Origin of the sequence: Herbidospora sakaeratensis (assembly GCF_001570525.1) — a bacterium.
GTDB classification, from domain to species: Bacteria; Actinomycetota; Actinomycetes; order Streptosporangiales; family Streptosporangiaceae; genus Herbidospora; species Herbidospora sakaeratensis.
Genome location: NZ_BBXC01000008.1, coordinates 642,111 through 666,990, shown reverse-complemented (window position 1 = coordinate 666,990; position 24,880 = coordinate 642,111). Strand labels below are relative to the sequence as shown.

The 24,880-nt window shown below is 71.9% G+C and carries 28 protein-coding genes; 11 read left to right on the top strand and 17 right to left on the bottom strand.

Features of this window, described 5'->3' with window-relative positions; all coding sequences use genetic code 11:
- Positions 1-140: 140 nt before the first annotated feature.
- Positions 141-638, top strand: coding sequence for a DUF3145 domain-containing protein (locus tag AW271_RS08830; RefSeq protein ID WP_062334731.1), 498 nt, complete (start codon positions 141-143; stop codon positions 636-638).
- A 1,274-nt stretch (positions 639-1,912) separates the two neighbouring features.
- On the opposite strand, the gene AW271_RS08825 is transcribed toward AW271_RS08830, so the two are convergent.
- The 6 genes from AW271_RS08825 to AW271_RS08800 all read right to left on the bottom strand — a co-directional run bounded on the left by AW271_RS08825 (position 1,913) and on the right by AW271_RS08800 (position 8,012).
- On the bottom strand, positions 1,913-3,337 hold the full coding sequence (locus tag AW271_RS08825; protein ID WP_062334728.1) for an acyl-CoA carboxylase subunit beta: 1,425 nt from the start codon (positions 3,335-3,337) through the stop codon (positions 1,913-1,915).
- 22 nt (positions 3,338-3,359) lie between these two features.
- Positions 3,360-4,592, bottom strand: coding sequence for a beta-ketoacyl-ACP synthase II (gene fabF / locus AW271_RS08820; RefSeq protein ID WP_062334725.1), 1,233 nt, complete (start codon positions 4,590-4,592; stop codon positions 3,360-3,362).
- Between the two features lie 43 nt (positions 4,593-4,635).
- The gene (locus AW271_RS08815; RefSeq protein WP_062334723.1) at positions 4,636-4,875 is read right to left on the bottom strand and encodes an acyl carrier protein; all 240 of its coding nucleotides are present in this window, start codon (positions 4,873-4,875) and stop codon (positions 4,636-4,638) included.
- A gap of 55 nt (positions 4,876-4,930) precedes the next feature.
- A complete protein-coding gene (locus tag AW271_RS08810; RefSeq protein ID WP_062334720.1) occupies positions 4,931-5,887 on the bottom strand; it encodes a beta-ketoacyl-ACP synthase III in 957 nt (318 codons plus the stop codon).
- On the bottom strand, positions 5,884-6,795 hold the full coding sequence (locus AW271_RS08805; RefSeq protein WP_062334717.1) for an ACP S-malonyltransferase: 912 nt from the start codon (positions 6,793-6,795) through the stop codon (positions 5,884-5,886). The genes AW271_RS08810 and AW271_RS08805 overlap by 4 nt, the downstream gene beginning before the upstream one ends.
- 116 nt (positions 6,796-6,911) lie before the next feature.
- Positions 6,912-8,012: a PucR family transcriptional regulator gene (locus tag AW271_RS08800; RefSeq protein WP_062335296.1), complete on the bottom strand. Its 1,101-nt coding sequence runs from the start codon at positions 8,010-8,012 to the stop codon at positions 6,912-6,914.
- A 112-nt stretch (positions 8,013-8,124) separates the two neighbouring features.
- On the opposite strand from AW271_RS08800, the gene AW271_RS08795 reads away from it, so the two are divergent.
- Positions 8,125-8,799: a helix-turn-helix transcriptional regulator gene (locus tag AW271_RS08795; protein ID WP_062334714.1), complete on the top strand. Its 675-nt coding sequence runs from the start codon at positions 8,125-8,127 to the stop codon at positions 8,797-8,799.
- On the opposite strand, the gene AW271_RS08790 is transcribed toward AW271_RS08795, so the two are convergent.
- Genes AW271_RS08790 through AW271_RS08775 form a run of 4 tightly spaced genes read right to left on the bottom strand, consistent with a single transcriptional unit; the run spans position 8,759 to position 11,258 of the window.
- Positions 8,759-9,145 (bottom strand): VOC family protein, encoded by a 387-nt coding sequence (locus tag AW271_RS08790; RefSeq protein WP_062334711.1) that lies wholly within the window; start codon positions 9,143-9,145, stop codon positions 8,759-8,761. The genes AW271_RS08795 and AW271_RS08790 overlap by 41 nt on opposite strands.
- Before the next feature lie 52 nt (positions 9,146-9,197).
- Positions 9,198-9,638 carry a DUF350 domain-containing protein gene (locus tag AW271_RS08785; protein WP_062334704.1) on the bottom strand — a complete coding sequence of 147 codons (441 nt, stop codon included), beginning with the start codon at positions 9,636-9,638 and terminating at the stop codon, positions 9,198-9,200.
- A 24-nt stretch (positions 9,639-9,662) separates the two neighbouring features.
- On the bottom strand, positions 9,663-10,823 hold the full coding sequence (locus tag AW271_RS08780; protein WP_062334702.1) for a glutathionylspermidine synthase family protein: 1,161 nt from the start codon (positions 10,821-10,823) through the stop codon (positions 9,663-9,665).
- Positions 10,824-10,826: 3 nt separating this feature from the next.
- Complete coding sequence (locus tag AW271_RS08775; RefSeq protein WP_245652993.1) at positions 10,827-11,258, bottom strand: hypothetical protein; 432 nt, start codon at positions 11,256-11,258, stop codon at positions 10,827-10,829.
- A gap of 93 nt (positions 11,259-11,351) precedes the next feature.
- Here AW271_RS08775 and AW271_RS08770 point away from each other — a divergent pair, with 93 nt between their 5' ends.
- The 6 genes from AW271_RS08770 to AW271_RS08750 all read left to right on the top strand — a co-directional run bounded on the left by AW271_RS08770 (position 11,352) and on the right by AW271_RS08750 (position 14,669).
- Positions 11,352-12,356, top strand: coding sequence for a PHP domain-containing protein (locus AW271_RS08770; protein WP_062334698.1), 1,005 nt, complete (start codon positions 11,352-11,354; stop codon positions 12,354-12,356).
- Between the two features lie 47 nt (positions 12,357-12,403).
- A complete protein-coding gene (locus AW271_RS08765; protein ID WP_062334696.1) occupies positions 12,404-12,862 on the top strand; it encodes a helix-turn-helix transcriptional regulator in 459 nt (152 codons plus the stop codon).
- 36 nt (positions 12,863-12,898) lie between these two features.
- Complete coding sequence (locus tag AW271_RS08760) at positions 12,899-13,354, top strand: hemerythrin domain-containing protein (protein ID WP_062334694.1); 456 nt, start codon at positions 12,899-12,901, stop codon at positions 13,352-13,354.
- A 59-nt stretch (positions 13,355-13,413) separates the two neighbouring features.
- Positions 13,414-13,950, top strand: a complete 537-nt coding sequence (locus AW271_RS08755; protein WP_062334692.1) for a PDDEXK family nuclease — start codon at positions 13,414-13,416, stop codon at positions 13,948-13,950.
- 50 nt (positions 13,951-14,000) lie between these two features.
- Entirely contained in the window at positions 14,001-14,138 is a 138-nt protein-coding gene (locus AW271_RS39565; RefSeq protein WP_157553983.1) for a hypothetical protein, read from the top strand.
- Between the two features lie 66 nt (positions 14,139-14,204).
- On the top strand, positions 14,205-14,669 hold the full coding sequence (locus AW271_RS08750; RefSeq protein ID WP_062334690.1) for a MarR family winged helix-turn-helix transcriptional regulator: 465 nt from the start codon (positions 14,205-14,207) through the stop codon (positions 14,667-14,669).
- Here AW271_RS08750 and AW271_RS08745 read toward each other — a convergent pair.
- From AW271_RS08745 to AW271_RS08720, 6 genes are read right to left on the bottom strand one after another with little or no spacing between them, the layout of a single operon-like run.
- Positions 14,644-14,973 carry a hypothetical protein gene (locus tag AW271_RS08745; protein ID WP_062334688.1) on the bottom strand — a complete coding sequence of 110 codons (330 nt, stop codon included), beginning with the start codon at positions 14,971-14,973 and terminating at the stop codon, positions 14,644-14,646. The two genes, AW271_RS08750 and AW271_RS08745, sit on opposite strands and share 26 nt — an antisense overlap.
- Positions 14,970-16,067: an alpha/beta hydrolase family protein gene (locus AW271_RS08740; RefSeq protein ID WP_062334686.1), complete on the bottom strand. Its 1,098-nt coding sequence runs from the start codon at positions 16,065-16,067 to the stop codon at positions 14,970-14,972. The genes AW271_RS08745 and AW271_RS08740 overlap by 4 nt, the downstream gene beginning before the upstream one ends.
- Positions 16,064-17,371, bottom strand: a complete 1,308-nt coding sequence (locus AW271_RS08735; RefSeq protein ID WP_062334683.1) for a S41 family peptidase — start codon at positions 17,369-17,371, stop codon at positions 16,064-16,066. The genes AW271_RS08740 and AW271_RS08735 overlap by 4 nt, the downstream gene beginning before the upstream one ends.
- Positions 17,368-18,417: an ABC-2 membrane transporter-related protein gene (locus tag AW271_RS08730; RefSeq protein WP_062334680.1), complete on the bottom strand. Its 1,050-nt coding sequence runs from the start codon at positions 18,415-18,417 to the stop codon at positions 17,368-17,370. Before AW271_RS08730 ends, AW271_RS08735 begins: the two co-directional genes overlap by 4 nt.
- The gene (locus AW271_RS08725; protein WP_062334677.1) at positions 18,414-19,295 is read right to left on the bottom strand and encodes an ABC transporter ATP-binding protein; all 882 of its coding nucleotides are present in this window, start codon (positions 19,293-19,295) and stop codon (positions 18,414-18,416) included. The genes AW271_RS08730 and AW271_RS08725 overlap by 4 nt, the downstream gene beginning before the upstream one ends.
- Positions 19,292-19,687 (bottom strand): GntR family transcriptional regulator, encoded by a 396-nt coding sequence (locus AW271_RS08720; RefSeq protein WP_062334673.1) that lies wholly within the window; start codon positions 19,685-19,687, stop codon positions 19,292-19,294. Before AW271_RS08720 ends, AW271_RS08725 begins: the two co-directional genes overlap by 4 nt.
- Positions 19,688-19,787: 100 nt before the next feature.
- Here AW271_RS08720 and AW271_RS08715 point away from each other — a divergent pair, with 100 nt between their 5' ends.
- Complete coding sequence (locus tag AW271_RS08715) at positions 19,788-20,372, top strand: hypothetical protein (protein WP_062334669.1); 585 nt, start codon at positions 19,788-19,790, stop codon at positions 20,370-20,372.
- Here AW271_RS08715 and AW271_RS08710 read toward each other — a convergent pair.
- The gene (locus tag AW271_RS08710; RefSeq protein ID WP_062334667.1) at positions 20,360-21,856 is read right to left on the bottom strand and encodes an alkaline phosphatase PhoX; all 1,497 of its coding nucleotides are present in this window, start codon (positions 21,854-21,856) and stop codon (positions 20,360-20,362) included. The two genes, AW271_RS08715 and AW271_RS08710, sit on opposite strands and share 13 nt — an antisense overlap.
- 122 nt (positions 21,857-21,978) lie before the next feature.
- Between AW271_RS08710 and AW271_RS08705 the strand changes: the two genes are divergently transcribed.
- Both AW271_RS08705 and AW271_RS08700 read left to right on the top strand, forming a co-directional pair.
- Complete coding sequence (locus AW271_RS08705; RefSeq protein ID WP_062334664.1) at positions 21,979-24,084, top strand: TerD family protein; 2,106 nt, start codon at positions 21,979-21,981, stop codon at positions 24,082-24,084.
- Between the two features lie 114 nt (positions 24,085-24,198).
- Positions 24,199-24,831, top strand: a complete 633-nt coding sequence (locus AW271_RS08700) for a sigma factor (protein ID WP_369408344.1) — start codon at positions 24,199-24,201, stop codon at positions 24,829-24,831.
- Positions 24,832-24,880: the final 49 nt, after the last annotated feature.

Here is a 24,880-nt window from a genome sequence, read left to right as displayed (position 1 = left end):
TTCGGCGGCCAAGCGGGAATCGGTATGACCCTCCTCTGGTGCCCCGCCGCGACGGACGGTAGTCTTCCCTAGAGTCACTTGTGATCATCCCAGTATGAGGCCGTTGGGGAAGGCGCACCTCGTACGAATCGGGAGGTCCGGTGGCTGCTGCTCGTGGCGTCCTGTACGTCCACTCGGCTCAGCCTGCGCTGTGCCCACACATCGAGTGGGCCGTCGCAGGCATTCTTGGCGTACCCGTCGACCTGACGTGGACGCCCCAGCCCGCTGCGCCCGGCGCCCTGCGCGCCCAGGCCGAATGGGAGGGGCCCGCCGGCGTCGCCGCCAAGATCACCTCTTCGCTCATGGGGTGGCAGCGTATCCGCTTCGAGATCACCGAAGACCCGTCGCCGGGCAGCGACGGCTCCCGCCATGCGTACACCCCCGCCCTGGGAGCCTTCACGGCGACCATCGGCGTCAACGGCGACATCCTGATCCCGGAGGACCGCCTCCGGAACGTCATGCTGATGGCGACCCAGGGGCGCGTGGTGCTGGAGGACGAACTCGACAAACTGCTGGGCAAGCAGTGGGACGAGGAACTGGAGTCCTTCCGGTACGCCGGCGAAGGCGCTCCGGTGCGCTGGCTCCACGCGGCCGTCTAGCTGTAAAGGGGGGCGCGTGGCACGCGCCCTTCACCACGCCCATGGCCGGGGCCGCCTTACCCGGCCACTACCTCCTTTGCCGCGCGCCGCTCGGCGGTCGGCCGCCCGCTCTTCATCGTGTTCACCAGCGTCGGCCACGCGGTTTGGCCGGGGCGGCCTCCGCTGCCTTTCTCACGTTCATCGGCTGGGCTTGCCACTTTCACCGTGGGGCAACACGGTGCTTGGTGATCATTGGCCCAGGGCGGCCTCCATCATGGTTCACCGGCTGAGCTGCCACCTCCCATGCTTGGCTTGGCGACCGGACCATTTTTCGTGCTGAGGGGGCGGGCGGCTGTTTCCGGCATTGGTGTCACGCCGTGCTTGGCTTGGCGACCGGACCATTTTTCGTGCTGAGGGGGCGGGCGGCTGTTTCCGGCATTGGTGCCACGCCGTGCTTGGTCCAAGTGGCCTCATCATGTTCACGGGTTGGGCTGTCACCTGCCGCGTTGCGGGCTGCGCTCTGCCGGGCCGGGAGGCCGGGCCCCCTTCATCGCTTCGCGGCTGGGCCGGCGGCTCCCACCTTGCGGCATGCGGTGGCCGGAGACGGCGCCGTCCCTGATCGCGCTCACGGGCTGAGCTGCTACCTCCAGGGTTGCGGGTTGAGCGGTGCTCGGCCGGGAGACCGCGCAGCCCTTCGTCACTTCAGCGGCTGGACCGTCAGCTCTCACGTCGCGCGGCGGTGCGGTCGGGCGCCACTCCGGCCCACCGGGAGGGCCCCAACACCTGGCGCGCTTTTGTCACGCATTCGGGTGCTTGGCGGCGACGGTGTCACCTGCTTCTGGAGAAGAATTCCGGGTGTCTCGCGTGCCGTTGGTTTCGGACTTCTCTCGCGTAGTGGAGTCGTTTCGGTCCAGGCATGGGCCCGATTGTGGCTGCCCAGCTGTGGACGGAGGTGACGGGAGGCTCACCCTTTCGCCATGTCTGCCCGCAGCAGCGCGCGCCGTACGGTGGCGCTGTTTCTCGCGGCGGACGGTCTTGCGGGGGCCGACAGGTGACCGCCTCCTCGTGGACAGCGGGAGCGCCGCTTCACTCGGCCGGTTGCATCCCGCAAGGAGACCTCGTACAGGTCGATATGCCGAAATTTCGGGCGGCGTCAGCCGCCCGACCGAACGCACCACCAACCAACTCACCGGTGAGAACCGCCAGACCAAAGGCGGCGGGCGCACACGCCCCACAACGCCGAAACGCCGCCCCCACCAACCGGTGGAAGCGGCGCCTCGGGTCGTACAGGAAAACTAGAGCGGGATGTTCCCGTGAGCCCCCCGCGCCGGCGTCGCACGGGCGATCACCTTCGCGATGGCACCCCGGGTCTCCTCCGGCTTGATGACCTCGTCGACCACGCCCAGGTCGATCGCGCGGTCGAGGCCGCCGGCGATCTTCTCGTGCTCTTCGGCCAGGCGGGTCTCCAGTTCGGCGCGCTCCTCGTCCGGGACCGCCGCCAGTTCGCGGCGCTTCAGGATGCGGACCGCCGCGACCGCGCCCATGACCGCGATCTGCGCCGTCGGCCACGCGAAGACCCGGGTCGCGCCGAGGGCGCGGGAGTTCATCGCGATGTAGGCCCCGCCGTAGGACTTGCGGGTCACCAGGGTCACCCTCGGCACCGACGCCTCGGCGAACGCGTGGAGGAGCTTGGCCCCGCGGCGGACCACGCCGTCGTGTTCCTGCCCGACGCCCGGCAGGTAGCCGGGGACGTCGACCAGGACCACCAGGGGCACCCCGAACGCGTCGCACATGCGGACGAAGCGGGCCGCCTTCTCGGCGGAGGTCGAGTCGAGGCAGCCGCCCAGGCGCATCGGGTTGTTGGCGATGACGCCGACGGTGCGGCCGCCGAGGCGGCCCAGGGTCGTCACGATGTTGGGCGCCCACTTGGGGTGGAGTTCCACGCCCGGCTCGTCGAGCAGGCCGTTGACCAGCGGCTTCACGTCGTAGGCGCGGCGCACGTTCTCGGGCAGCAGGGACGAGAAGTCGACCTCGCCGACCTCGCCCAGCCGCACCCGGCCCTGGTGGCCCAGCAGCGTGGCGACCTGGCGGGCCTTCAGCAGGGCCTCGGGCTCCGACTTGGTCACGATGTGGACCACGCCGCTGCGCTTGCTGTGGGGCTCGGGGCCGCCGAGCGACGCCATGTCGATCGTCTCGCCCGTCACCGAACGCACGACGTCGGGGCCGGTCACGAAGATGCGGCCCTCGTCGGCGAGGATCACGATGTCGGTCAGCGCGGGGCCGTAGGCCGCGCCGCCCGCCGCCGCGCCGACCACGACGGAGATCTGGGGCACGATGCCCGACGCCTTCGTCATGGCCGCGAAGACGCGGCCCACGGCGTGGAGGGACTCCACGCCCTCGGCGAGGCGGGCGCCGCCCGAGTGCCAGACGCCGATGATCGGCACCCGCTCGCGGACCGCCACGTCGTAGGCGTGGACGATGTGCTCGCAGCCCTCCGAGCCCATCGCGCCGCCCTGGAAGCGGGCGTCGCTGCAGAACGCCACGACGGGGACGCCCTCGACGCGGCCGGTGACCGCCAGGGCCCCGCTCTTGTCCTGCGGCGAGATGAGCCGCATGGAACCCTCGTCGAGCAGGTGGCCCAGCCGGACGACGGGATCGCGGGGGTCGGCCGCCTCCTGGTCGGAGGCGGCGGTCACCACCCTGTTGTCAACGACAGTCATTGGGTCCCTCTCAGACAGCTGATCAAGCAGTGGTGAAGGCGACGGCGACGTTGTGCCCGCCGAAGCCGAAGGAGTTGTTGATCGCGGCGAGCTGCCCGTCGGGGAGCTTGCGCGGCTCGCCGCGCACGATGTCCACGTCGAGGCCGTCGGCCGGGTCGTCGAGGTTCGCGGTGGCGGGCACGATGCGCTCGCTCAGCGCCAGGATCGTGAAGACGGACTCGATGCCGCCCGCGCCGCCCAGCAGGTGACCGGTCATCGACTTGGTCGAGGTGACGAGCGGGGAGCCGGTGAGCGCCTCGCGGATCGCCCGCGCCTCGATCTCGTCGCCGACGGGCGTCGAGGTGGCGTGGGCGTTGACGTGGCGGACGTCGGCGGCGCTGAGGCCCGCGTCGGCGATGGCCGTCAGCATGGCGGTCTTGCCGCCGATGCCGGTCGGCTCCGGCGCGGAGATGTGGTGGCCGTCGGAGGTGATGCCGACGCCGGCCGCGACCGCGTAGATCTTCGCGCCGCGGGCCTTCGCGTGGGCCTCCGACTCCAGGACGATGATCCCGGCGCCCTCGCCGAGCACGAACCCGTCGCGGCCCTTGTCGAAGGGGCGCGAGGCCCGGTGGGGCTCGTCGTTGCGGGTCGACATGGCGCGCATGGCCGCGAACGAGGCCATGTTGAGCGGGTGGATGGCCGCCTCGCTGCCGCCGGCGACGACCACGTCGGCGCGGCCGGAGCGGATCATCTCGATGGCCTGGCCGATCGACTCGGCGCCGGTCGCGCAGGCGCTGACCGCCGCGTGGGTGCCCGCCTGGGCGCCCAGGTCGATGGAGATCCAGCCCGCGGCGCCGTTGGGCATGAGCATCGGGACGGTGTACGGCGAGAGCCGGTTCCATCCCTTCTCACGGTAGGTGTCGTAGGCCTGCAGGATCGTGTTGATGCCGCCGATGCCGGAGCCGACGACCACGCCGAGCCGGGTCGGCTCGACCTCGGGCGCGCCGGCGTCCTGCCACGCCTGGCGGGCGGCGATCAGGGCGAACTGCTCGTAGCGGTCGAGACGCCTGGCCTCGGGGCGGGGCAGCACCTCACCGGGGTCGACCGCCGCGACGCCGGCGAACTTCGCCGGGACGGTGTCGACCCAGTCTTCGGTGAGCGTGCGGATGCCCGACCGCCCGTCGAGGAGCGCCGCCCAGGTCGAGGCGACGTCTCCACCAAGGGGCGTCGTCGTGCCGAGTCCGGTGACGACGACTCGCACCCGGTTGGTACTCACTTTGGCTGCACTCCTCTACGGTCGAACGGTTGTGCGGGGGAACTCAGTTCTGGATGAAGTTGATGACGTCCTTGACGGTCTTCAGGTGCTTGAGCTGGTCGTCGGGGATCTCCGCGCCGAACTCGTCCTGGGCCGCCACGGCGATCTCGACCATCGACAGCGAGTCGATGTCCAGGTCGTCGACGAAGCTCTTCTCCGGCGTCACCTCGGACGCGGGAATCCCGGTGATCTCGTTCACGATCTTGCCGAGGCCTGCCAGGATCTCCTGCTCGGTGGCTGCCATTTCTCTCCTTTGAGTGGTGTTTCTGGGTTTTCGTACGGCGAAGACCGTACTGGAATTAAGGGATCTCGATGACCTGGGAGGCGTAGGTCAGGCCCGCCCCGAAGCCCAGGAGGAGCGCGAGGCCGCCCGAAGGAACCTCGCCCTGCTCGATCATGCGGGACAGCGCGAGCGGGATCGACGCGGCCGAGGTGTTGCCGGCCAGCACGATGTCGCGGGCGACCACGGCCTTGTCGGCGCCGAGCTTGCGCGCGATGGCCTCGATGATGCGCAGGTTCGCCTGGTGGGGCACGAACGCCGCCAGGTCGGCGGGAGCCACGCCCGCACGCTCGCAAGCCTCTTTGGCCACCGGGTGAAGGGCCGTGGTGGCCCAGCGGAACACCGTCTGACCTTCCTGGTGAAGGGACGATGACCGGTCTTGGATCATGATGGCGTCGGCCTTGTCGCCCGCGCTGCCCCAGACGACCGGGCCGATGGCCGGGGTCTCGGACGGGACGACCACCGCCGCGCCGGCCCCGTCGGCGAAGATCACCGAGGTGGCGCGGTCGTTGATGTCGACCCACTGGGTGAGCTTCTCGGTGCCGATGACCAGCACGTTCCTGGCCGAGCCCGCGCGGATCGAGTCGCTGGCCGCGGCGAGGGCGTAACAGAAGCCCGCGCAGGCCGCGTTGAGGTCGTAGGCGCCCGGCGCCTCGATGCCGAGCCGGTGGGCGACCCGCCCGGCCAGGTTCGGGATCGGGGCCTCGGGGGTGCACGTGGCGACGATCACCAGGTCGATGTCGGCGGCGGCCAGGCCGCCGGCGGCCAGCGCCTTGCCGCCGGCCTGCACGGCCAGGTCGATCTCGGACTCCTCGGGACCGGCGAAGCGCCGTTCCTTGATGCCGACCCGGCTCTGGATCCACTCGTCGTTGGTCTCGATGATCTTGGCGAGATCGTCGTTGGTGACCACGTTCGCCGGCTGGTAGTGGCCGAAGGCCAGCACCTTGGCTCCCGGCGCCCCCGCGGGCAGCTTCACTTGATCGCCTCCTTGGCGGCGTCGAGGGCCGGGGTCAGGTCGGCGGGGGTCTTGAGCGCGACGGTCACCGAGCCGGGCAGGCCGCGCTTGGCCAGGCCGGTCAGGGTGCCGCCGGGCAGCAGTTCGATCATGGTGACGGGCGTCTCGCCGGTCTCCTCGGCCATGGTCTCCATGCACAGGTCCCAGCGGACCGGGTTGCTGACCTGGTTGACCATGCGGTCGAGGGCGTCGCGGCCGGACATGACGATCGCGCCGTCGGCGTTGGACAGCAGCCGGATCGCCGGGTCGGCGGGGGTGACGCCGGCCGCGGCGGCGCGCAGCCGCTCGACGGCCGGGGCCATGTGGTGGGTGTGGAAGGCGCCGGCGACCGCGAGGGGCCGCAGCCGGGCCCGCTGCGGCGGGTCGGCCTGGAGGGCCGCCAGCTGCTCCAGGGTGCCGCCCGCGACGATCTGACCGGAGCCGTTGTTGTTGGCGGGGGTCAGGCCGAGCCTGGCGAGGGCGTCGAGGACGTCGACGCCGCCGAGAAGGGCGGTCATGCCGGTCGCGGTGACGGCGGCGGCCTCGGCCATCGCCCGGCCGCGCTCGGCGACCAGTGAGACGGCCTGGTCGGCGGTGATCACTCCGGCCACGGCGGCCGCGGCGAACTCGCCGACGCTGTGGCCGGCGACCAGGTCGGGGGCGACGCCGAGCTCCTCGAAGGCGGCCAGTGCGGCGGCCACCAGAAGCGGCTGCGCGACGGCCGTGTCGCGGATCTCCTCGGCCTCGGCGGTGGTGCCGTAGGCGACGAGGTCGAGCTTCGCGATCTCCGACCATGCTGACAGACGGTCACGGAATCCGGGGAGCTCCAGCCACGGACTCAGGAACCCTGGAGTTTGGGCGCCTTGTCCCGGCGCGACGATGACGAGCACGGTACCACCCTGCCCTGTAGCCCTTCGACACAGAGCTGGGGATCCGAACGAACTTCGGCCTGCCTCTGTTGTGGAATCCCTACAGTTCCGGTTTCTCCGCAATTAACGGACGGCGGTCAGATTACGGTCAGTCGACCGAGTATCAACCCAACCTGAAGGGTGAATGCGGACCGCCCTTCGGTCGGGGTGTACCCCGTCAGCTCAGCGATCTTCCGGAGCCGGTAACGCACCGTGTTCGGGTGGACGAACAGCAGCCGCGCCGTCGCCTCCAGCGAGGTGCCCTGTTCGAGGTAGGTCGCGAGGGTGTCGAGCAGCGGGGTGCCGGCCAGGGGCTTGAAGACGTTCTCGATCAGCGCCGCGCGGGCGTCCTCGTCGCCGTCGAGGGCGCGTTCGGCGAGCAGGTCGTCGGCGAGCACGGGCCGGGGCGCGTCGGGCCATCCGGCGGCGGCGCGCAGCCCGGCGATGGCGGCCCGCGCCGACCGGGCGGCGGCGTGCAGGTCGGGCACCTCGGGGCCGATCACGATCGGGCCGGGCGCGAACCTCGGCACGACCAGGCGGGCGGCCTCCCTCATGCTGTCGGCCCCGCCGACGATCACGATCAGCCGGTCGCCCTGGACCCCGGCGAGCAGGTCGTGGCCGGCCCGCCGGCCCCGGTCGCGCAGGCCGTCGATGACGCTCTGGGGGTCGTCGCCCGGGGCGTGCCCGGCGAAGACGACCACGGGGGCGGAGGTCCAGCCGAGGGCCGCGGCCCAGGAGTGGAGGCCGTCGTCGACCTCGCCCCGGACCAGCGCGTCGACGATGAGGGCCTCCAGCCGGGCGTCCCAGGAGCCCCGGGCCTCGGCCTCCCGGGCGTAGACCTGGGCGGCGGCGAAGGCGACGTCGCGGGTGTAGCGCAGCATCGCGTTGCGCAGCACCTCCTCGCCGCCGGGCGCGGCCAGGTCTTCGACCTCGGCCTCGACCACCTCGACCACGATGCGGACCAGGTCGACGGTCTGCTGGAGGGAGACGCTGCGTTTGAGCTCGCGGGGCGCGGTGCCGAAGAACTCGATGCTCGGGGTGGGGCGGCCGGTTCCGGCGTGGCCGAACCATTCGACGAAGGCGGCGATGCCGGCCTGCGCGACCAGGCCGACCCAGGAACGGTCCTCGGCCGACAGGGCGCGGTACCAGGCGAGCTGCTCCTCCATGCGGGCCATCGCGGCGGTGCCCAGACTCCCCATCGCGCGGTCGAGCCGCCGCGCCGTGTCTTCACGCACCCTGTCGTTCACGGTTATAGCGTGCCAGGTCGCCTGCGCGGATTCGTCAACGGTGGGGCCGTGGCAAGCTGGGACGGTGTACCGGGAACGGCCGTCGGTGATCCCCGGCGCGGTCGTCTGGCAGACGCCTCCCGCGTCGGGCGAGGGCGAGCGCCGCATCCTGCCCGACGGCTGCATGGACCTGCTCTGGACGTCGGGCCGGCTCGTCGTGGCCGGGCCCGACTCGGTCGCCTACGTCACCCGGGTCGTCCCCGGGGCCGGCTACACCGGCCTGCGGTTCGCCCCCGGCGACCTGCCCGGCCTGCTGGGCGTGCCGGCCTGCGAGTTGCGCGACCGCCGGGTCCCCCTCGACCAGATCTGGCCGGCCGGACGGGTGCGCGCCCTGGAGAACCGGCTGTTCAGGGGTGCGGGGATCGAGGCCCTGGCCGATGGCCTGCGGCCCGACCCGATGGTGCGCGCCGCCGCTGAGCTGCTCGGCGACGGGCGGGGAGTGGCCGCCGCGGCGGGCCTCCTCGACCTGGGCGAACGCCGTTTCCACCGGCTCTGCCTGCGGGTCTTCGGCTACGGGCCGAAGACGCTGGGCCGCATCCTGCGGATGAACCGGGCCCTGGAGAAGGCGCGGAACGGGCAGCCGTTCGCCCGGGTGGCCCACGACGAGGGCTACGCCGACCAGGCCCACCTCGCGCGCGAGGTGAAGGCGCTGGCCGGGGTCACGCTGACGGCTCTTGTGGGGCGTACAGGTCGACGCTGATGCCGTCGGGGTCGGTCAGCACCGCGTAGCGCTGGCCCCAGAAGGCGTCCCACGGCGGGAGGTGGCCGAACTCCGCCATCTCGGCGTAGGTCTTGTCGACCTCGGCCGGGTCGTCGCACTGGAACGCCAGGCCGGTGCGGCCGGGGCCGGGGGTCCATTCGGGGTCGAACGACTTGATGGTCTCCTCGGTGTCCCAGCACAGACGGAAGCCGCCGGGCAGGGTCGCCTCGACGTGGGGCAGGCCGTCGGCCTCGGCCGGGAGGTCCAGGCCGAGGCGGCGGTAGAAGGCGAGCGAGCGGCCCATGTCGCTGACGACCAGGCCGATGACGTTGAACTGGATAGCCATGGTCCGACGGTACGAGACGACGTACCGGACCGTCTTGAAAGAATCGGACGGGTCAGATGACCGCGACGGCGGTGATCAGGCCGATCGCGACGTGGGTGACCGAGAGCAGGATCGCGGCGGGCTGGAGGGTCGGCTCGGCGACCAGGGCGCGGATGGAGATGCCGGCCACCTTGTCGAAGGCGAACATGCCGAGCGTCTGGACGGCGATGCCGAGCACGCCGAACACGGCGGTGGCGATCAGACCCTCCTGGAGCCGGCCGCTGGAGGAGAAGATCGAGGCCGCCACGATCAGCCCGACGGCCGCCAGGCCCGCCGAGGTGAGGGCGGTCGCGTTGGGGTTGCGGTCTTCCCGGATGAGCTTGCTGAGCTTGCCCGGCGTGGCCATGTCGATGACGTAGAAACCGACGATCAGCAGCAGCACGCCGAGGACGGCGTAGGCGGCGATCGCCAGGGCGCCGTTGCCGAGGACCTCGCCGAACGAAGTGGTGTCCATTGACCCTGCTCCTATTGGGGGGTGTTAACCGTTGATTCTGTGGGGGACGAACGACGAGGTGTCGTCGGTGATCAGGCCGGCGGTCTCGCGGATGCCGAGCCCGGCCGACTCGTCCTCCACCACCCAGGCGCCCAGGACCGGCCGCTGGCCGTCGAAGTCGGGCAGGGCCTGGAACTCCTGGAAGACGAACCCTTCGGCGCCATACGTGCCTCCGGTCTCCAGGGAGTGGTCGGGCGACAGGATCGTCATCGAGGCGCCCTCGCGCCCCAAGAGCGGCTTGCGGATGAATCCTGCCAGGTCACGGGGGCCGTCGAGGTAGGCCGGCAGCAGGTTGGGGTGGCCCGGGAACAGCTCCCAGAGCACCGCCAGCAGCGCCTTGTTCGACAGCAGCATCTTCCACGCCGGTTCGATCCAGGTCATCGACGGCATCAGCCGCAGCGCGTGGGCGCCGAACGGCTCGTGGACGATCCACTCCCACGGATAGAGCTTGCAGAGCGAGCGGATGACCCGCTCCTCGACGTCGACGAACCGGTGGTTGAGCGCGTCCCAGCCGATGTCCTCCATGGCGATGGAGACCGTCGCCAGCCCGGCCTGGGTGGCCGTCTCCTGCAGGTAGCCGAGGGTCATCGCCTCCTCGCCGGAGGTGTCGAGACTCGTCCAGGCGAAGTGGGAGGGGCCCGTCGGGAGGGTCGCGGCGATGGCCTTCCAGCGGTCGACCAGGCGTTCGTGGATGGAGTTCCACTGGTCGTCGTCGGGGAAGACGTCCTGCAGCCAGTACCACTGGACGACCGAGCTCTCAAGCAGGCTCGTGGGGGTGTCGGCGTTGTATTCGAGCATCTTCGCCGGGCCCGTGCCGTCGTAGCGGAGGTCGAAGCGGCCGAACAGGTGGGGTTCGCGGCGGTACCAGGAGTCCTTGATCGCCTGCGTCCACTCGGGCGGCACGGCGAAGTCGTGGAAACGCCCGGTGGCCACGACGTGGTCGACGGCCTCCAGGCACATGCGGTGGAGCTCCTCGACCTGGGCCTCCAGCGTGAGCACCTCGTCCATCGAGAAGACGTAGTGGACGCTCTCGTCCCAGTAGGGCCGGTCGACTCCGCTCGGGTGGGCGGAGCGGTGGTAGGCCAGGCCGTGGCTCTCGACCGTGGACTCCCAGCCGGGCCGGGGTGCGGACCGTTCCCTGCGCACGGGTCAGCTGCCGCCGCTGCTGCGCGAGCCGAAGCCGCCCCGCTGGATGACCTTGCCCGACCGGGTGGAGATCTGCGCGTTCGACGGGCGCAGCGTGGTGCCGCCGCGGATGTGCGAACCGGCGCGGACGCCGCCGTAATACCACCCGTAGGCCCCGTGGGAGCCGTGGTAGACCCGGCCGTCGTCGTCGCACAGGTCGTCGTCGACGATCGGGTAGGACCCGTCGGGCAGCGGGTTGTTCATGTCGACGCAGTCGGCGTCGACCTCCTCGTAGTCGTCGTCGACCGCTGCGCAGAAACCCACGACCAGAACCGACAACACGCCGATGGCGCCGAGCTTGACGGCGGTGGAGGCCTTCTTGTTCTTCTTCGGCGGCGGCGGGCCGCCGGCCATGGGGAACGTGGGCGGTCCCGGCGGTGGGGGTGAGGCGGCCATAAGGCTCCATGCTTCCTTGAGGTCGGGCAAGCCTATCGGTGTCTGTTTGAACGGTACAAACATCAATACTGGCCGGTTGATAACGTCTTCGACATGGAGCCAGTTGACGCGTTGCGCCAAATCGCGTTCCTGCTCGAACGGGCCGGTGAACCCACCTATCGGGTGCGCGCCTTCCGGGGCGCGGCCACGACCGTCGGGGAGCTGCCGCGCGAGGAGCTGGAGGAGCGCGCCCTCGCCGAGACGCTGACCGAGTTGCCCGGCGTCGGCAAGGTGACCGCGCTGGCGATCACCGAGGCGCTGGCCGGCCAGACGCCCACCTACCTGCGCCGCCTGGAGGCGACGTCCGGGACCGACCTGCCGGAGGCCGCCGCCCGGCTCCGGAAGGCGTTGAAGGGCGACCTGCACAGCCACACGACGTGGAGCGACGGCGGCTCGCCGATCGAGGAGATGGCCGAGGCGGCGCGGGCGATCGGGCACTCCTATCTGACGATCACCGACCACTCGCCCCGGCTCACCGTGGCGCGGGGCCTGTCGGCCGAGCGGCTGACCGAGCAGATCGAGGTCATCGAGGGGCTGCGCGAGCGGTTCGCGCCCTTCGAGATCCGTACCGGCATCGAGGTCGACATCCTCGCCGACGGGTCGCTCGACCAGGATCCGGCCCTGCTGGCCCGGCTCGACTGCGTGGTCGCCTCGGTGCACTCGTCGCTGAAGATGGACGCCGGCGAGATGACCCGGCGGATGGTCACCGCGGTCGCCAATCCCCACGTCGACGTGCTCGGCCACTGCACCGGCCGGATCGTGAAGGCCGGCGGGAAACGGGGCGGGCTGCGCGCCGAGTCGCGGTTCGACGCCGAGATCGTCTTCGAGGCGTGCCGCCGGTTCGGGGTGGCGGTCGAGATCAACTCCCGGCCCGACCGACTCGACCCGCCCAAACGATTGCTGCGCCTGGCCTACGAGACGGGCTGCGTGTTCGCGATCGACAGCGACGCCCACGCTCCGGGGCAGCTCGACTGGCTCGGGTACGGATGCGAGCGCGCCGCCCTGTGTGGTGTGGAACCGGAACGAGTGGTCAATACGGGTATATGGCCGCTGAGTTAGGTGGGAAATACCAGGATTTGTCGTTCACCGCACGTAACGTCGGCGTCATGGACCGTCGACGTGCGCTGGTAGAGGAGTTACGGAGCAACGGGCAGCTGTCGGCCAAGGACCTCGCCGACCGGCTCGGAGTGAGCAAACGGACGGTGATCCGCGACATCGCCCGGCTCCAGGGCGAGGGCGTGCCGATCCGGCTCGACCCGGGCGGCTACCTCATCGACGGGGCGGAAGAGGTCAAACGGGCCGTCGACCGCGCGCTGACGGGCCGCCGCGTCCTGCGCGTCGACTACCTGAACAGCAAGAGCGAGCTCAGCACCCGTGACCTCGAACCCAGCATCATGCTCGGCGGGCGCGGCGGGTTCTGGTATCTGGTGGCCTGGTGCCGGTTGCGTGAGGACGTGCGCGTCTTCCGGGTCGACCGCATCACCCGGGCCGAAGTGCTCGACGAGCGTTACCCCGAGCCCGACGAGCAGCGGCTGTCCGAGATGACATCGGCGCTGCCCCTCTGATTCGCTGTACGGCAGCTGATCTGGGGGACCCGAACGATGTCGCTGCTGTCCGAACTGACCTTCGTCCACAACATGCTCCGCCGCGACCTGGCCACGATCCGGCGCATGGCCGAGACGGCCGCCGCCGGGGGAGACCTGGCCGAGGTGCGCCAGGGGTTGCGCGACCTCGCCACGCGGGGGCCGCTGTTCCAGCTCAAGGCCAACTGCCTGAGCTACTGCTCGATCGTGCACACCCACCACGGCATCGAGAGCGCGACGTTGTTCCCGCGCATCCGCGTGCTGGCCCCCGAGCTGAACGCGGCCGTCGACCGGCTGGAGGCCGACCACGTCGCCGTGTCGGGGCTGCTCGAGGAGGTCGAGGCCGCCGCGCGGGCCGACGACGACCGGGCCCGCCTGGTCAAGGCGCTCGACGCGCTCGCCGACCGGTTCCTGGAGCACCTGGCCTACGAGGAGGAGTCGCTCGGCGCGGTGCTCGCGCAGCTGACCCACTAGTTTCCACAGGGCCTCGCCGAGCCCGTCGCGGCCGGTCACGGCGGTGACAGGGTGCCGGGATGGACATCAGCGCGGTGCCGCTCGTCTACAACGGGGTCATGTTCCGGTCGACCCTGGAGGCCGACTGGGCGGCCACCCTCGACGCCCTGGGCGTCTACTGGCAGTACGAACCGCTCGCCCTCCGGCTGCCGAGCGGCGCCGTCTACGTGCCCGACTTCTATCTGCCCGCGCTGAACGCCTGGGCCGAGGTGAAGGGCCCCCACTGGGAGCGGCTGGCCAAGCCGGTGGAGCTGCGGGCGACCCTGGCCGTCGCCGGCGGGGCCGGGTGGTGGGAGCAGGTCCACGTGGTGGTGCTGGAGGCGCCCGGCCCCGGCGACGCCGCGAGCTGGCACGTGCCGGTGGGGTCGTGCTGGCTGGTCGAGTGCGGCGAGCGGCAGAACCGGTTCGCCTGGTACGACGGCCGGTGCTGGGCCTGCCACCGGGAGGACCTGGGCGGGTCCCACTCCTTCTACCGGCCGGCCCGCGGCGACACCGTCGGGCCGACGTGGCGGATGACCCGCGCCCCGCGTCCCGAGCCGTTGCGGCGGGCCGCCTGAAGTTTCGGCGACCGCCGGTTGGTAACCGGAAAGTTGCGTACCGTGATCGCATGGCGAAAGACGACCACCTGCCGCCGATCTGCCGGACGTGCAGAGGTGAGGGCGGCGAATGGATCAGCAAGGACGGCAAGGAGGTCTGGCTGACCTGCACGCCCTGCGGCGGCGTGGGCCGCCAACCTCCCACGTGAGACGCGTCAGCCGGCCGCGACCGCGCGGGAGACGCCGACGCCGCAATTCGTACTAGTTTGGCCCGCATGGGTGGTCGGGAAGAGAGTCTCGGGGTCGTCGCGGCCTTGGTGCGGGCGTCGTTCCTGATCTCGGCCGTCTACGCCGAGTCGGCGCGCGACCACGGCCTGACCCCGCAGCAGGGGCAGTTGTTGTGCGTTCTGATGGGCCGGCCCTATCGCATGAATGACCTCGGCGCGACGCTCCGGCTGGCCAAGTCGAGCCTGACCGAACTCGTCGACCGCACCTCGCAGCGCGGGCTGGTCAGGCGCGAACCCGACCCGTCCGACGGGCGGGCGGTGCTGGTGGCGCTCACCGACCAGGGCGCGGCGGTCGCGCAGACCTTCCACGACGAGACGTGCGACCGCGTCGCCCGGGTGCCGGGCGGCCTCGGCGCGGCGGAGCAGGGCATGCTGGCCGACCTGCTCGGCCGGGTGGTCAGGGACAACACCGTCGGGACGGTGTTCCTCAATCGGGACGACGCCAGGCGGTGAGGTCCTTTCTCGCCCAGAGGGGGCCGGAGGCCAGGTCGTACAGAGCGGGCGGGAAGCCGGGTCGCGCGGCCAGTTCTCCCAGCTCCTCGGGCGGCACGCCGAGGGTCTCGGCCGCGCCCGCCTCGCCGACCAGGCCGGCGAGGCGTTCCAGGGCCAGCAGCAGCAGTTCGCTGTTGTCCCAGTCGAGCCGCCCCTCGGCGGCCAGTTCGAGGGCGAGCAGGTTCGCGTCGGCGGGATCGTGGCCGAGGGCGCGGGCGACGGCCTTGGCGGCGGCGAGGACCTGGTAGTTGCGGCTGCGCGTCATCCGAATGTCGTACCAGAGATGGGGGCCTTCCAGAGAGGCTGCGGGCGGGACCGCAGGTGTTCGTCGAGGAACGCCGCCACGTAGGTGCGGGTGATCTCGGCCAGGCGGGCGGCGCTCGGTGCTCCGGCCAGGGGCTTCAGGCCGAGCGTGTGCTGCAGCTGGGGGAGGTCGGTGAACGACTGGTGGTCGGCGCCGGTCACCACGACCCAGCGTTTCCAGCCGGTCAGCAGCTTCCAGTCGCGGTCCCACGAGTGGTCGCGGCCGCCGGGGGCGTGCTCCGGGGCGCCGACGAACAGGAACGGGCGGTCGAGGCCGCCCGGGAGGCGGGCGTAGGTGGTGCCGTCGAGGTCGACGCCGGCGTCGATCCGCGGGTCGGCGGCCATGGCGGCCAGCGCGCTCGCGCCGCCGATCGACTGGCCGGCCATGGCGATGCGGGTGCGGTCGATCAAGGCCGGTCGCTTCGCCAGGAGCTCGTCCAGGACGAAGGAGACGTCCGCCGCGCGGATGCCGACGACGCCCATGCCGAAGCCAGGGTCGGTGTCGCTGTCGCAGGCCAGGCACTCGGCCACGGTGCCGTCGGCGAGCGTGGTGGCGTGGTTCTCGTAGGCGTGGTCGATCCCGGCCACGACGTAGCCTCGGCTGGCCAGGTCCTCGGCCAGCGAGGTCAGGGTGCTGACCGGTTTGGTGAAGCCGGGCGACACCACCACCAGAGGGAAGCGGCCGGTCGCGGGGGCGTTGGTGGTGGCGTGCACGACCGTTCTGCTCAGGATGGCGGGCGGGACCCCGCCCGCGCCGGAGCCCGCCAGCGTGAGTTCCGACTCCCGGGGGCTCATGTACGCCGCCCGCTTCCCCTCCCCCTCGCCGCTCGGATACCACAGGGTGACCCGGAGCTCTCTGGCCTCGGCGTCGAGGTTCCACGGGTCGGGCCGCGAGGCGTCGGTCAGGTGCACCACCGCCGTGCCGACCGGATGCTCCCCGGTCGGGGCCACCAGGGTGGCGGGCTGCGGCGGGGTGGGCGAGGGGGCGGCCGCGCGCGGCGGGGCGGGCGCGGAGCAGGCGGTCAGCACGAGCAGGGCCGCGAGGGTTCGTCTCATCGTCTGTCCAGCAGGGTCAGGGCCGTGGCGAGGGCGGCGTCGCGGCCGGCCGCCGCGTCCTCGGGGGTCGGCGGGACGAAGTGGTGCGGCGAGACGCCGATCCGGTCGACGATCTCCCGCTTCGGGCCGAGATGGCGGCGGGTGGGGAAGCTCAGCACGGTGTTGTCGCGGAGCAGGAACGGGTGCCCCGGGCCCGAGATCACCCCGGCCGTGCGGGTGCCGACCAGCAGACCCGCCGAGTGGTCCTTGACCGCCGAGCTGAAGTGCTCGCACGCCGACGCGCACCCCCGGTCGACCAGCACCACGAGGGGCAGGCCGACCAGCTCGACCGTGTCGTCGGTCTGGCCGGGCTCGCACCGGTCGTCGACCGTGCACAGGTAGGAGGTGACCTTCCCGTGCGTGAACGCGCTCACCAGCCGGGTCGCCTCCACCGGGCTGCCGCCGCCGTTCCCGCGCAGGTCGAGCACGATCCCGCGGACGTCCCGGCCGGCGCGCAATCGGGTGATCGCCCGGAAGGCCCGGTTGGCGGCGTCGGGGGAGAAGCCGCGCATCCGTACGTAGATCACCTCGTCGTCGATCAGCCGGGACCGGACCGTCTGCAGCGTGGCCAGGTCACGCGGATAGAGGCCGGGCGTGAGGGTGACGCTCCAGCGGCGGTCGCCGCGCCGCAGGCGCAGCTCGACCGGCGCGGCGTCGGGGTAGCGCGGGCGCAGCACCTCGGGATCGTCGACGTTCTCGATGACGTCGCCCGGCCGCAGCCCGGCCCGCCGGGCCGCGCCGCCCTCCACCTCGGAGACGAACAGCGGGTCGCCGTCGCTCACCTGGAAGCCCAGCCCGTAGCCGTCGCCGTCGTAGTAGCCGGGCGGCCGGCCGGCGTCGCGCACCCAGCGGGCATGGTTGTCGTCGAGCGCCGCCACCATCGCGTCGAGGGTGACCTCGGCCAGGTCCGCCCGGTCGGTGATCTTCCGGTACGCCGCCTCGAACGCCGCCCAGTCGCCCCGCCGGTCGCCGGTCAGCGCCGGCAGTTCCAGCGGGGCCTCGGGCAGCGCCCCGGTCAGCGCGGCGAACCCGGCGACGAGCAGGTCGCGGTGGTCCATGGCGGGCGCGCGCCAGTACTTGGCGAGGATGCAGAAGTAGGCCTGCTCGACGACGTCGATCGTGGCGGGGGTGCGCTCGCGCGGCGGCCCCTGGGGCGGCCCGCAGGCGGTGTTCTCCGGTGCGCCCGCCTGGGCTCGGGGCGGTTCGGGGGTCGTACAGGCGACCGCCAGCAGGAGCAGCAGCCCCGCCGCCACGGCCCGGGTCATGACAGCCGTCTCCGGATCAGCCAGAAGGACAACCAGGTCAGACCCAGGGTGAGCCCGGCGTAGAGGCCGGTCTCGATCCACTGGAACGGCCAGAACCGGTCGATCGGATGGTAGAGCGCCCGCTGCCGGTAGCCCAGCGCGTTGATCTCGGCCCAGCAGGCGTCGAGACCCGCGCCGGCGCCCTGCGGCGAACACGGCCCCGACGTGCCCGACACCGCGACCGGCGCGTCCTGGCCGTCGCCCGCCACCGCCTTCCCGGACCCGTCGACCAGCTCCGTCGAGAGCACCCACGCGCCGGCCTCGCCGGGCACGGCCGGCTGGATGGCGACCCGCACCTCGCCGCCGCCCTGCTGGACGTGCAGCCCGCCCACGTTGACGCGGCCGAGCTCGTGGGTCGCCGAGACCGGCGCCATGAAGTGGGGCCGGACCAGCGTTGGCATCGCCACCTGCACGGCCACGAAGACGACCAGGGTGAGCGCCATGGCGGGCAGCGTGCGCCGCACCAGCATGCCGACGGTCACCCCGAGCACGAACGCGAACGCGGCGTACCCCATCGGCACCACGCCCCGCGCCCCGAAGACGACCGGCGTCATCTGCGCGAGCTCCGGCACGGCCGACCCGTCGAGCGGCCGCGACCACCAGGTGACGACGAGCCCCGCCACGCACGCCATGGCCACCGCGATCAGCCCGATGAGGCCCAGCTTGACGGCCAGCCACCGCACCCGGCTGACCCCCTGGTTCCACACCAGCAGATGGGTGCCCGCCTCCAGCTCCCGGGTGATCAGCGGCGCCCCCCAGAACAGCCCGATGAACGCCGGCAGCGCCAGCAGCACGAAGCCGACGAGCACGAAGAGCAGCTGGTATTCGTCGAAGAAGCGGTCGAAGAACCGGTCGCAGGTCCCGTCGGCCACACACGCCGCGACGCCCCGCGCGTAGCGGTCGGCCAGGCCCGGCCCGGTCATCGCCAGGACCGTGGCGCACACGGCGACCAGCGCCGCCGTCAACACGGCCGAGCCGCGGAACTGCCGCCAGGTCAGCCAGATCATCGCAGCACCTCCAGCCCGGCGCGGCGGCCGGCGGCGGGACGCCGTTCCATGTAGGCGAGCACGAGGTCCTCCAGCGTGAGGGGGGTGACGACCCAGGCCGGATCGAGGATCGGCTCGTCGGTCCGGATGACGTAGGTGCTCTGCCGGTCGGTGTGCCGCGCGGAGACGACGTACTGGCCCGAGGGCAGCCGGTCGGGGTCGCGGCGCGGCCCGGTCAGCCGGTGGTGGCTGCCGAGGAGCACGTCCACCTCGCCCGCCACCAGCACGCGCGAGTCGACCAGCACGATGACGAAGTCGCAGACCCGTTCCAGGTCGGCGATCAGGTGCGACGACAACACGACGCCGAACTCGTCGGCCGCCGTCGCCTCCATGAGCCCCTGGAGGAACTCGCGGCGGGCCAACGGGTCGAGCGAGGCCACCGGCTCGTCGAGGATGAGCAGCTCCGGCCGCTTGGCCAGGCCCAGCGTGAGGGCCAGCTGGGCCCGCTCGCCGCCCGACAACCGCCGGGCCTTCTGCCTCGGATCAAGCCCCAGCTCGGCGATGCGGTCGGCGGCCAGCCGGGCGTCCCAGGTCGGGTTGAGCCGCGCGCCGAGCGTGAGGTGGTCGCCGACGGACAGCCCGGCGTAGACGGGGGTGTCCTGGGCGACGAAGCCGACCTTGGGCAGGACCGTCCCCGGCCGCTCGCCGAGGACCCGAAGCTCGCCTTCGGAGGGGGCGAGCTGCCCGCTGGCCAGCTTCAGGAGCGTCGTCTTGCCCGCCCCGTTGGGGCCGACCAGGCCGGTGACGTGGCCTTTCGGGATCTCCAGCGTGCAGTCGCGGAGGGCCCAGCGCCGGCCGTATCTCCTGCCTAATTGCCGGGCCTGCAGGACGGGGGTCACGCGATGTCCTCCTGGGCCGCCGAACGGAACGTGGTCATGAACAGGGCCTCGATCGACTCGTCGTCGAGCCCCGCCTTGCGGGCCTCGCCGAGCCAGCGCCGCAGCTCCTGCCGCAGCGGCGCCTGCGCGGCCCGGCTGGAGGCGTCGGTGAGGGTCCGGGTGATGAACGTGCCGACGCCCGGCCGGGCCGCGGCGAGACCCTCGTGTTCGAGCTCGCGGTAGGCCTTCAGGACGGTGTTGGGGTTGATGGCGAGCTGGGCGACGACCTCTTTGACGGTGGGGAGCTGGTCGCCCTCCCGCAGCAGGCCGAGGCGCATGGCCTGACGGACCTGATGGACGAGCTGCAGGTAGGACGAGACGCCGGACCTGCCGTCCAGGTGGAACTCGATCACGGTAGCGCTCCATTTATCTAGTCTCCTAGTACTTTAGGAAACTAGTTGTTAAGCGCGCATAAGGAGGCTGTCCGACCGGCCGGCCGTTATAACTGCTCATGTGATCAGTGACGACGAACTTCTCGCCACCGCCGACGCGCTCCAGGCCGAGGGCCGCGAGGTGCTGGAGTCACTGCGCCTGGATCGGGCGTTCGCCGGGTTCGGCCCGGCGGAGGCCGTCGGGAGCGTCGTCTCGGGGCTGATGGTCTGGCGGGATCTGGACGTGGTCCTCACCGCACCCCACGCCACCACCGCCGGCGTGCTCACCGCCCTGGCGGCGCTCCCCGGCCTGATCGCGGTCGACTACCGCGACGAACGCGGCGACCGCCGGCCCACGCCGAGTCCCGTCGACGAACGCCACTACGCCGTCTGCCGCCACCAGGGGCCCGGCGGCGTCTGGAAGGTCGACCTCACCGTCTGGCTGCACACCGTCGACCGGCCCACCCGGGCCGAGGCCGAGCGGCTCGCGCGGGAGGTCACCCCCGAGCAGCGGCTGGCGATCCTGCGGTTGAAGCACCTCTGGCACACCCGGCCGGAGTACCCCAACGTCGTCGGCGGCACGGACGTCTACGACGCCGTCATGGCGTCCGGCGTCCGCACCGCCGAGGAGTTCGAGCGTTATCTCGCCGCGCGTCAGCGCAGGTAGTCCTGCCACGGGCCGGTGATGGCCAGGGTGATGCCCGGGGTCTGGATGTTCACGAACAGGACCTTGCCGTCAGGGGAGAAGGTCGGGCCGGTGAACTCCGAGTAGGTCGGCTGGCCGTTGCTGGTGCCGATCTGGAGCTGGTTGCGGGCGATGGCGTAGGTCGGGCCGCCCGGGACCGAGCTGAGCACGTGGGAGGCGCGGGCGCCGTCCTCGGCCAGGACCAGCGTGCCCCACGGGGTGACGGTCACGTTGTCGGGGCCGTCGAAGGTCATGTCGGCGTACTTCGGGTTCACGCCCTCGCCCTCGGAGAAGGGGTTGTGCGGGAAGTACGTGACCAGCGTGATGGTCTCGTCCTTGTAGTCGTAGAACCAGACCATGCCGTCGTGCTTGGCGGCGTCCGGGGGCAGGTCGGCGGTGGCGAAGGCGTAGCTGTTGACGATGTAGCAGCCGTCGCCGTTGCTCCACACGCCCTCGAACTTCTTGCCGCGGGTGACGGTGCCGTCGGCGAACTGGAGGCGCGTCGGCGTGGTCTTGGCGTCACGGTCGGGGACCGGCGCCCAGGTCACGTTGAAGGGGCGGCCGAGCTGCGCCGAGGTGATGTAGGCGACGTCGGGGACGATGCTGCCGTCGTCCAGGCGGATCTGCATCGCCTCAAGGGTGCCCTCGGTGTCGCCGAGCTGGTCGGCGATGCCCTTCTCCAGGCGGCCCTGGCTGGCCGTCCACCGGTAGAACAGGCCGTTGGGGCCGCTGGCGTCCTCGGAGAGGTAGACGCGGCGCTGCTTGGGCTCGACGGCGAGGGCCTCGTGGTCGAAGCGGCCGAACGCCTTGATCGGCTTGGGCAGCTGCTGGTTCGACGGGTCGGGGTAGACCTCGAAGACGTAGCCGTGGTCCTTCTGGTAGGTGCCGGTCTGGCCGCCGCCCGACCAGCTGCTGCCGGCGCGGTTCGACGACTCCTCGCAGGTCAGCCAGGTGCCCCACGGGGTGACGCCGCCGGCGCAGTTGCGGACCGTGCCGGAGATGCCGACCCACTGGCCGGTGAGGTTGCCGTTGGGGTCGGTGGTGACGACCGTGCAGCCGCCGGCGTTCGGCGCGCCCGGGTCGTAGACGGTGCCGGGGATGTGCGGGACGCCGTGCGTGACCGCGTGCGGCGCCGACTCGTGGTTCAAGATGAAGGTCAGGCCGGAGTGCTTCATGCCCACGACACCGGTGCCGTCGTGCATGCCGGGCGTCTTGCCCTGGCCGAACGACATGTCGGTCAGGCCCTCACGGGTGACGATCTTGTACGAGAAGCCCTCGGGCAGCGCGAGGATGCCGTTGGGGTCGTCCTTCAGCGGCGGGAACGGACGCAGCGGCCGCCCGGCGGCGCCCGTGCTGGAGGCGGCCGAGGCCGGGGTCGCGCCAAGGGTGGGCAGCACGCCCCCGACGGCGAGGCCGACGGCGGTGGCGGCGCTTCCGGAAAAGATCTGGCGGCGAGAAATGCTCATTCGTAACTCCTGCGGTACGGCCAGGCGGTGTGTCCCCGACCTGAAGAGCTTTGGAGGCTCACCTGAACCCCAGGCCAATTTCGCGTTGCCGCAGAATGCACCTCTTGTGTGATGCTGTGCCGATGGCACTGGAGAGCCTCGTCATCACGCGCCGTCTCAGGGTGCCCATGGACCCCTCGCCGGAGCCCGTGGAGGGCACGCCCGGCGCGCCCGCCGCCCGCCAGCTCGACGCCGCCCTGCTCAGCGTCGGCTTCGCCTGCTCCCCGGCGCTGCTCGACCGCCTGGGCCGGCTGCCCGCCGGTGAGGTCGTCGACCTGGGCGTCCGTGTGCTGGCCGCCGTCCGGACGCTGGTCGGCGACCACGTGCGGCACAACGCCTACTTCGTCGACTTTCCCAGGAACGTGCCCGACACGGTCGAGTTCTGGGCCGGTCTGCTGGCCGAGGCGCTGCGCGACCCCGTCGCCGCCGGGCGGGTGTCGCCCGGCAACCTGCTGACGCTGCCCGGCTACGGCGTCTACCGCCACAGCTACGCCGACCTGCTGGCGGCGCACGCCGAGCTCGTGCCGCTCGCTGGCGACCGGGTGACCGTGCTCGACCTGGGCGGCCCCCTCGCCGCCGAGGCCGAGGCGCTGTTCGCCTCGCTGGCCGGGTCGCAGGTCCCCCTGTCGCCCGAGGACGTGACGCTGCTCCGCGACCTGGCCGCGGTGTGCGTGGGGGAGCCGGGACGCATCCCCGTACGGGAGAACCGAGCCGTGCTCAACGAGGCCAGGTTCGCCGCCGGGCGACCGCCGCTGGTCGACACCGTCACCGACGTGCTGCGGCTGGCCTGCGGCCTCTCGGGCGGCGACGTCACGCTGCTCGGCCCGACCCGCTTCCGATCGTTCACCCGGGCCGAGCGGCGCGCCCTGCTGGCCGCCCTCGACGGCGTCGCGACCACCGCCAAGCTGGGCGACGTGCCCCGCCACCGCGAACAGTGGAAACGCCTCGGCGAGCGGCTGCACGCCCACGAACACCCCAGGTTCCCGCGCGCCGCCCACGTCTTCGAGGTCGCCCGGGGCGAACGCCCGGCCGTGAGCCTGCCCGGCCGGGTCGAGACCGCCCTGGCGGCGGGCCGCGTCAGCGAGGCCCTGCGGCTGCTGGGCGACAGCCCCGGCGCGCTGCTGCGCCGCCTCGACCACCTGCTGCGGGCGGGGGAGTCCCCTTCTTCGGTCCTGTACGCCGCCCGTCAGGCCGCCGCGAGCACCTCGGGCCGGGTGCTGCTGTCACTGCGCGAGCACCTCCAGAACCGCGCCGCCGCCTCCGCGCCCAGGGTGTTCGCCAACCGGCACGGCCGCGCCTGGGTCACCCCCGACACGCGGCCCCCGCTCGACGGCGGGGTCGTCGCCGAGGCGCTGGCCCTCCTCGACGAGGAGATCGGCCGCCGCCTCCCCGACCCGGGCGTGCTGGTCGTGGACGACGACGTGCTCGACGTCGCCCTGCCCCTGTCGGGCAAGGCGGTCGCCCCGGGGCTCGGCCTGCTGCCGCGCGGCTCGGTCTCATCGATCGACGGGGAGCTGCTGCGCTTCTTCGTCCACTGGCGCGAGAACGAGCGCACCACCGACTACGACCTGTCGGCCCTCATGCTCGACGCCGACTACGGCGACGCCCGGCACGTGTCGTGGACCAACTACCGCACCGGCTTCGCCCAGTACTCCGGCGACCTCACCGAAGCGCCCCACGGCGCGTCGGAGTTCGTCGACGTCCGCCTCGCGCAGGCGACCCGGCCGATCATCATCCCGCAGGTCGACGTCTTCAGCGGAGAGAGGTTCGACGACGCGGCCGAGGCGTTCTTCGGCTTCATGATCCGGTCGGAGGACCAACTGGGCAGGCCGTTCGAGGCCCGGACGGTACGGGCCAAGTCGGACCTGCGCGGCGCCGGCCGGGTCGCCCTCCCGCTGGCCTTCCTCCGCGACGAGGCCGGCGGATGGCGGGCGAAGTGGCTGCACCTCTACCTGAAGGGCCATCCGGCCTTCAACCAGGTGGAGTCGCACCGGCTGACCACGAGCCTGCTGGTGCGCTCGATCGTCGAACGCGAGTATCTGCGCGTCGGCTACCTCGTCGACCTGCTCCGGGCCAGATCGGCGGTGACCGACCGCGTGACCTTCGTCGGCCTGGCCGCGCCCGCCGACCCGCCGCCCGGCGCGAGGGTGATCACCGCCGCGACGCTGCACGAGCTGATTCCCGGCTGATACGGTCGTCGTCGCGAGGCCATGGGAGACGCTTCCTTCTCAACTCTGGCTTGCTAGCTCTCCCGCTTTCCTCGCCCAAGCTTGCCCAGGTCACAGACCTGAGGGGGCCTCGGCCTGCTGCTCTCCCGGCACCGGGCCGGCATGCACGCCGTGGCGCTCGCGCTCCTGGGCCACCGTGCCGACGCCGAGGACGCCGTCCAGGACGCCATGCTCGTCGCCGTCCGGCGGATCGACGACCTGCGCGACCCCGACGCCGCGGGGCCGTGGTTGCGGGCGATCGTCCGCAACGCCTGCCGGGCCCGGTTGCGGACCGCCGCCGCCGTCCCCCTCCCCGCCGCCGAACTCCCCGCGCCCGGCCCCACTCCGGAGGAGCTGCTGGAGCGCCGGGCGCTGCGCGACTGGGTCTGGCACGTGCTGAACGACCTCTCCGAGCTCGTCTGCGCTACTTCAGCGACGTCACCTCCTACGACCAGATCGCCGCACTGTGCGAGCTGCCCGTCGGCACCGTCCGCGGCCGCCTCAGCGAGGCCCGCTGGAACTCGCGGAATCCCTGGTGAGCACGGCCGACCTGGCCCACGACGACGCGCCGCGCTGACCAGGGCCCGCCGCCGGGAGGCCGAGGAGCTCATCCCGGGGGCGCGCCTGACGGTGCTCGATGAGAGCGGGCACATGGGGCACCTCGAACAGCCGGAGGAGTTCGTCGGGGCGATCGTCGCGTTCGTCAGTGCAGGTAGAGCCGTGCGGTGAAGGCGCCGCGTCGAGCGCTTCTGTCTTCGGCGACGTGCTCGACGTGTTC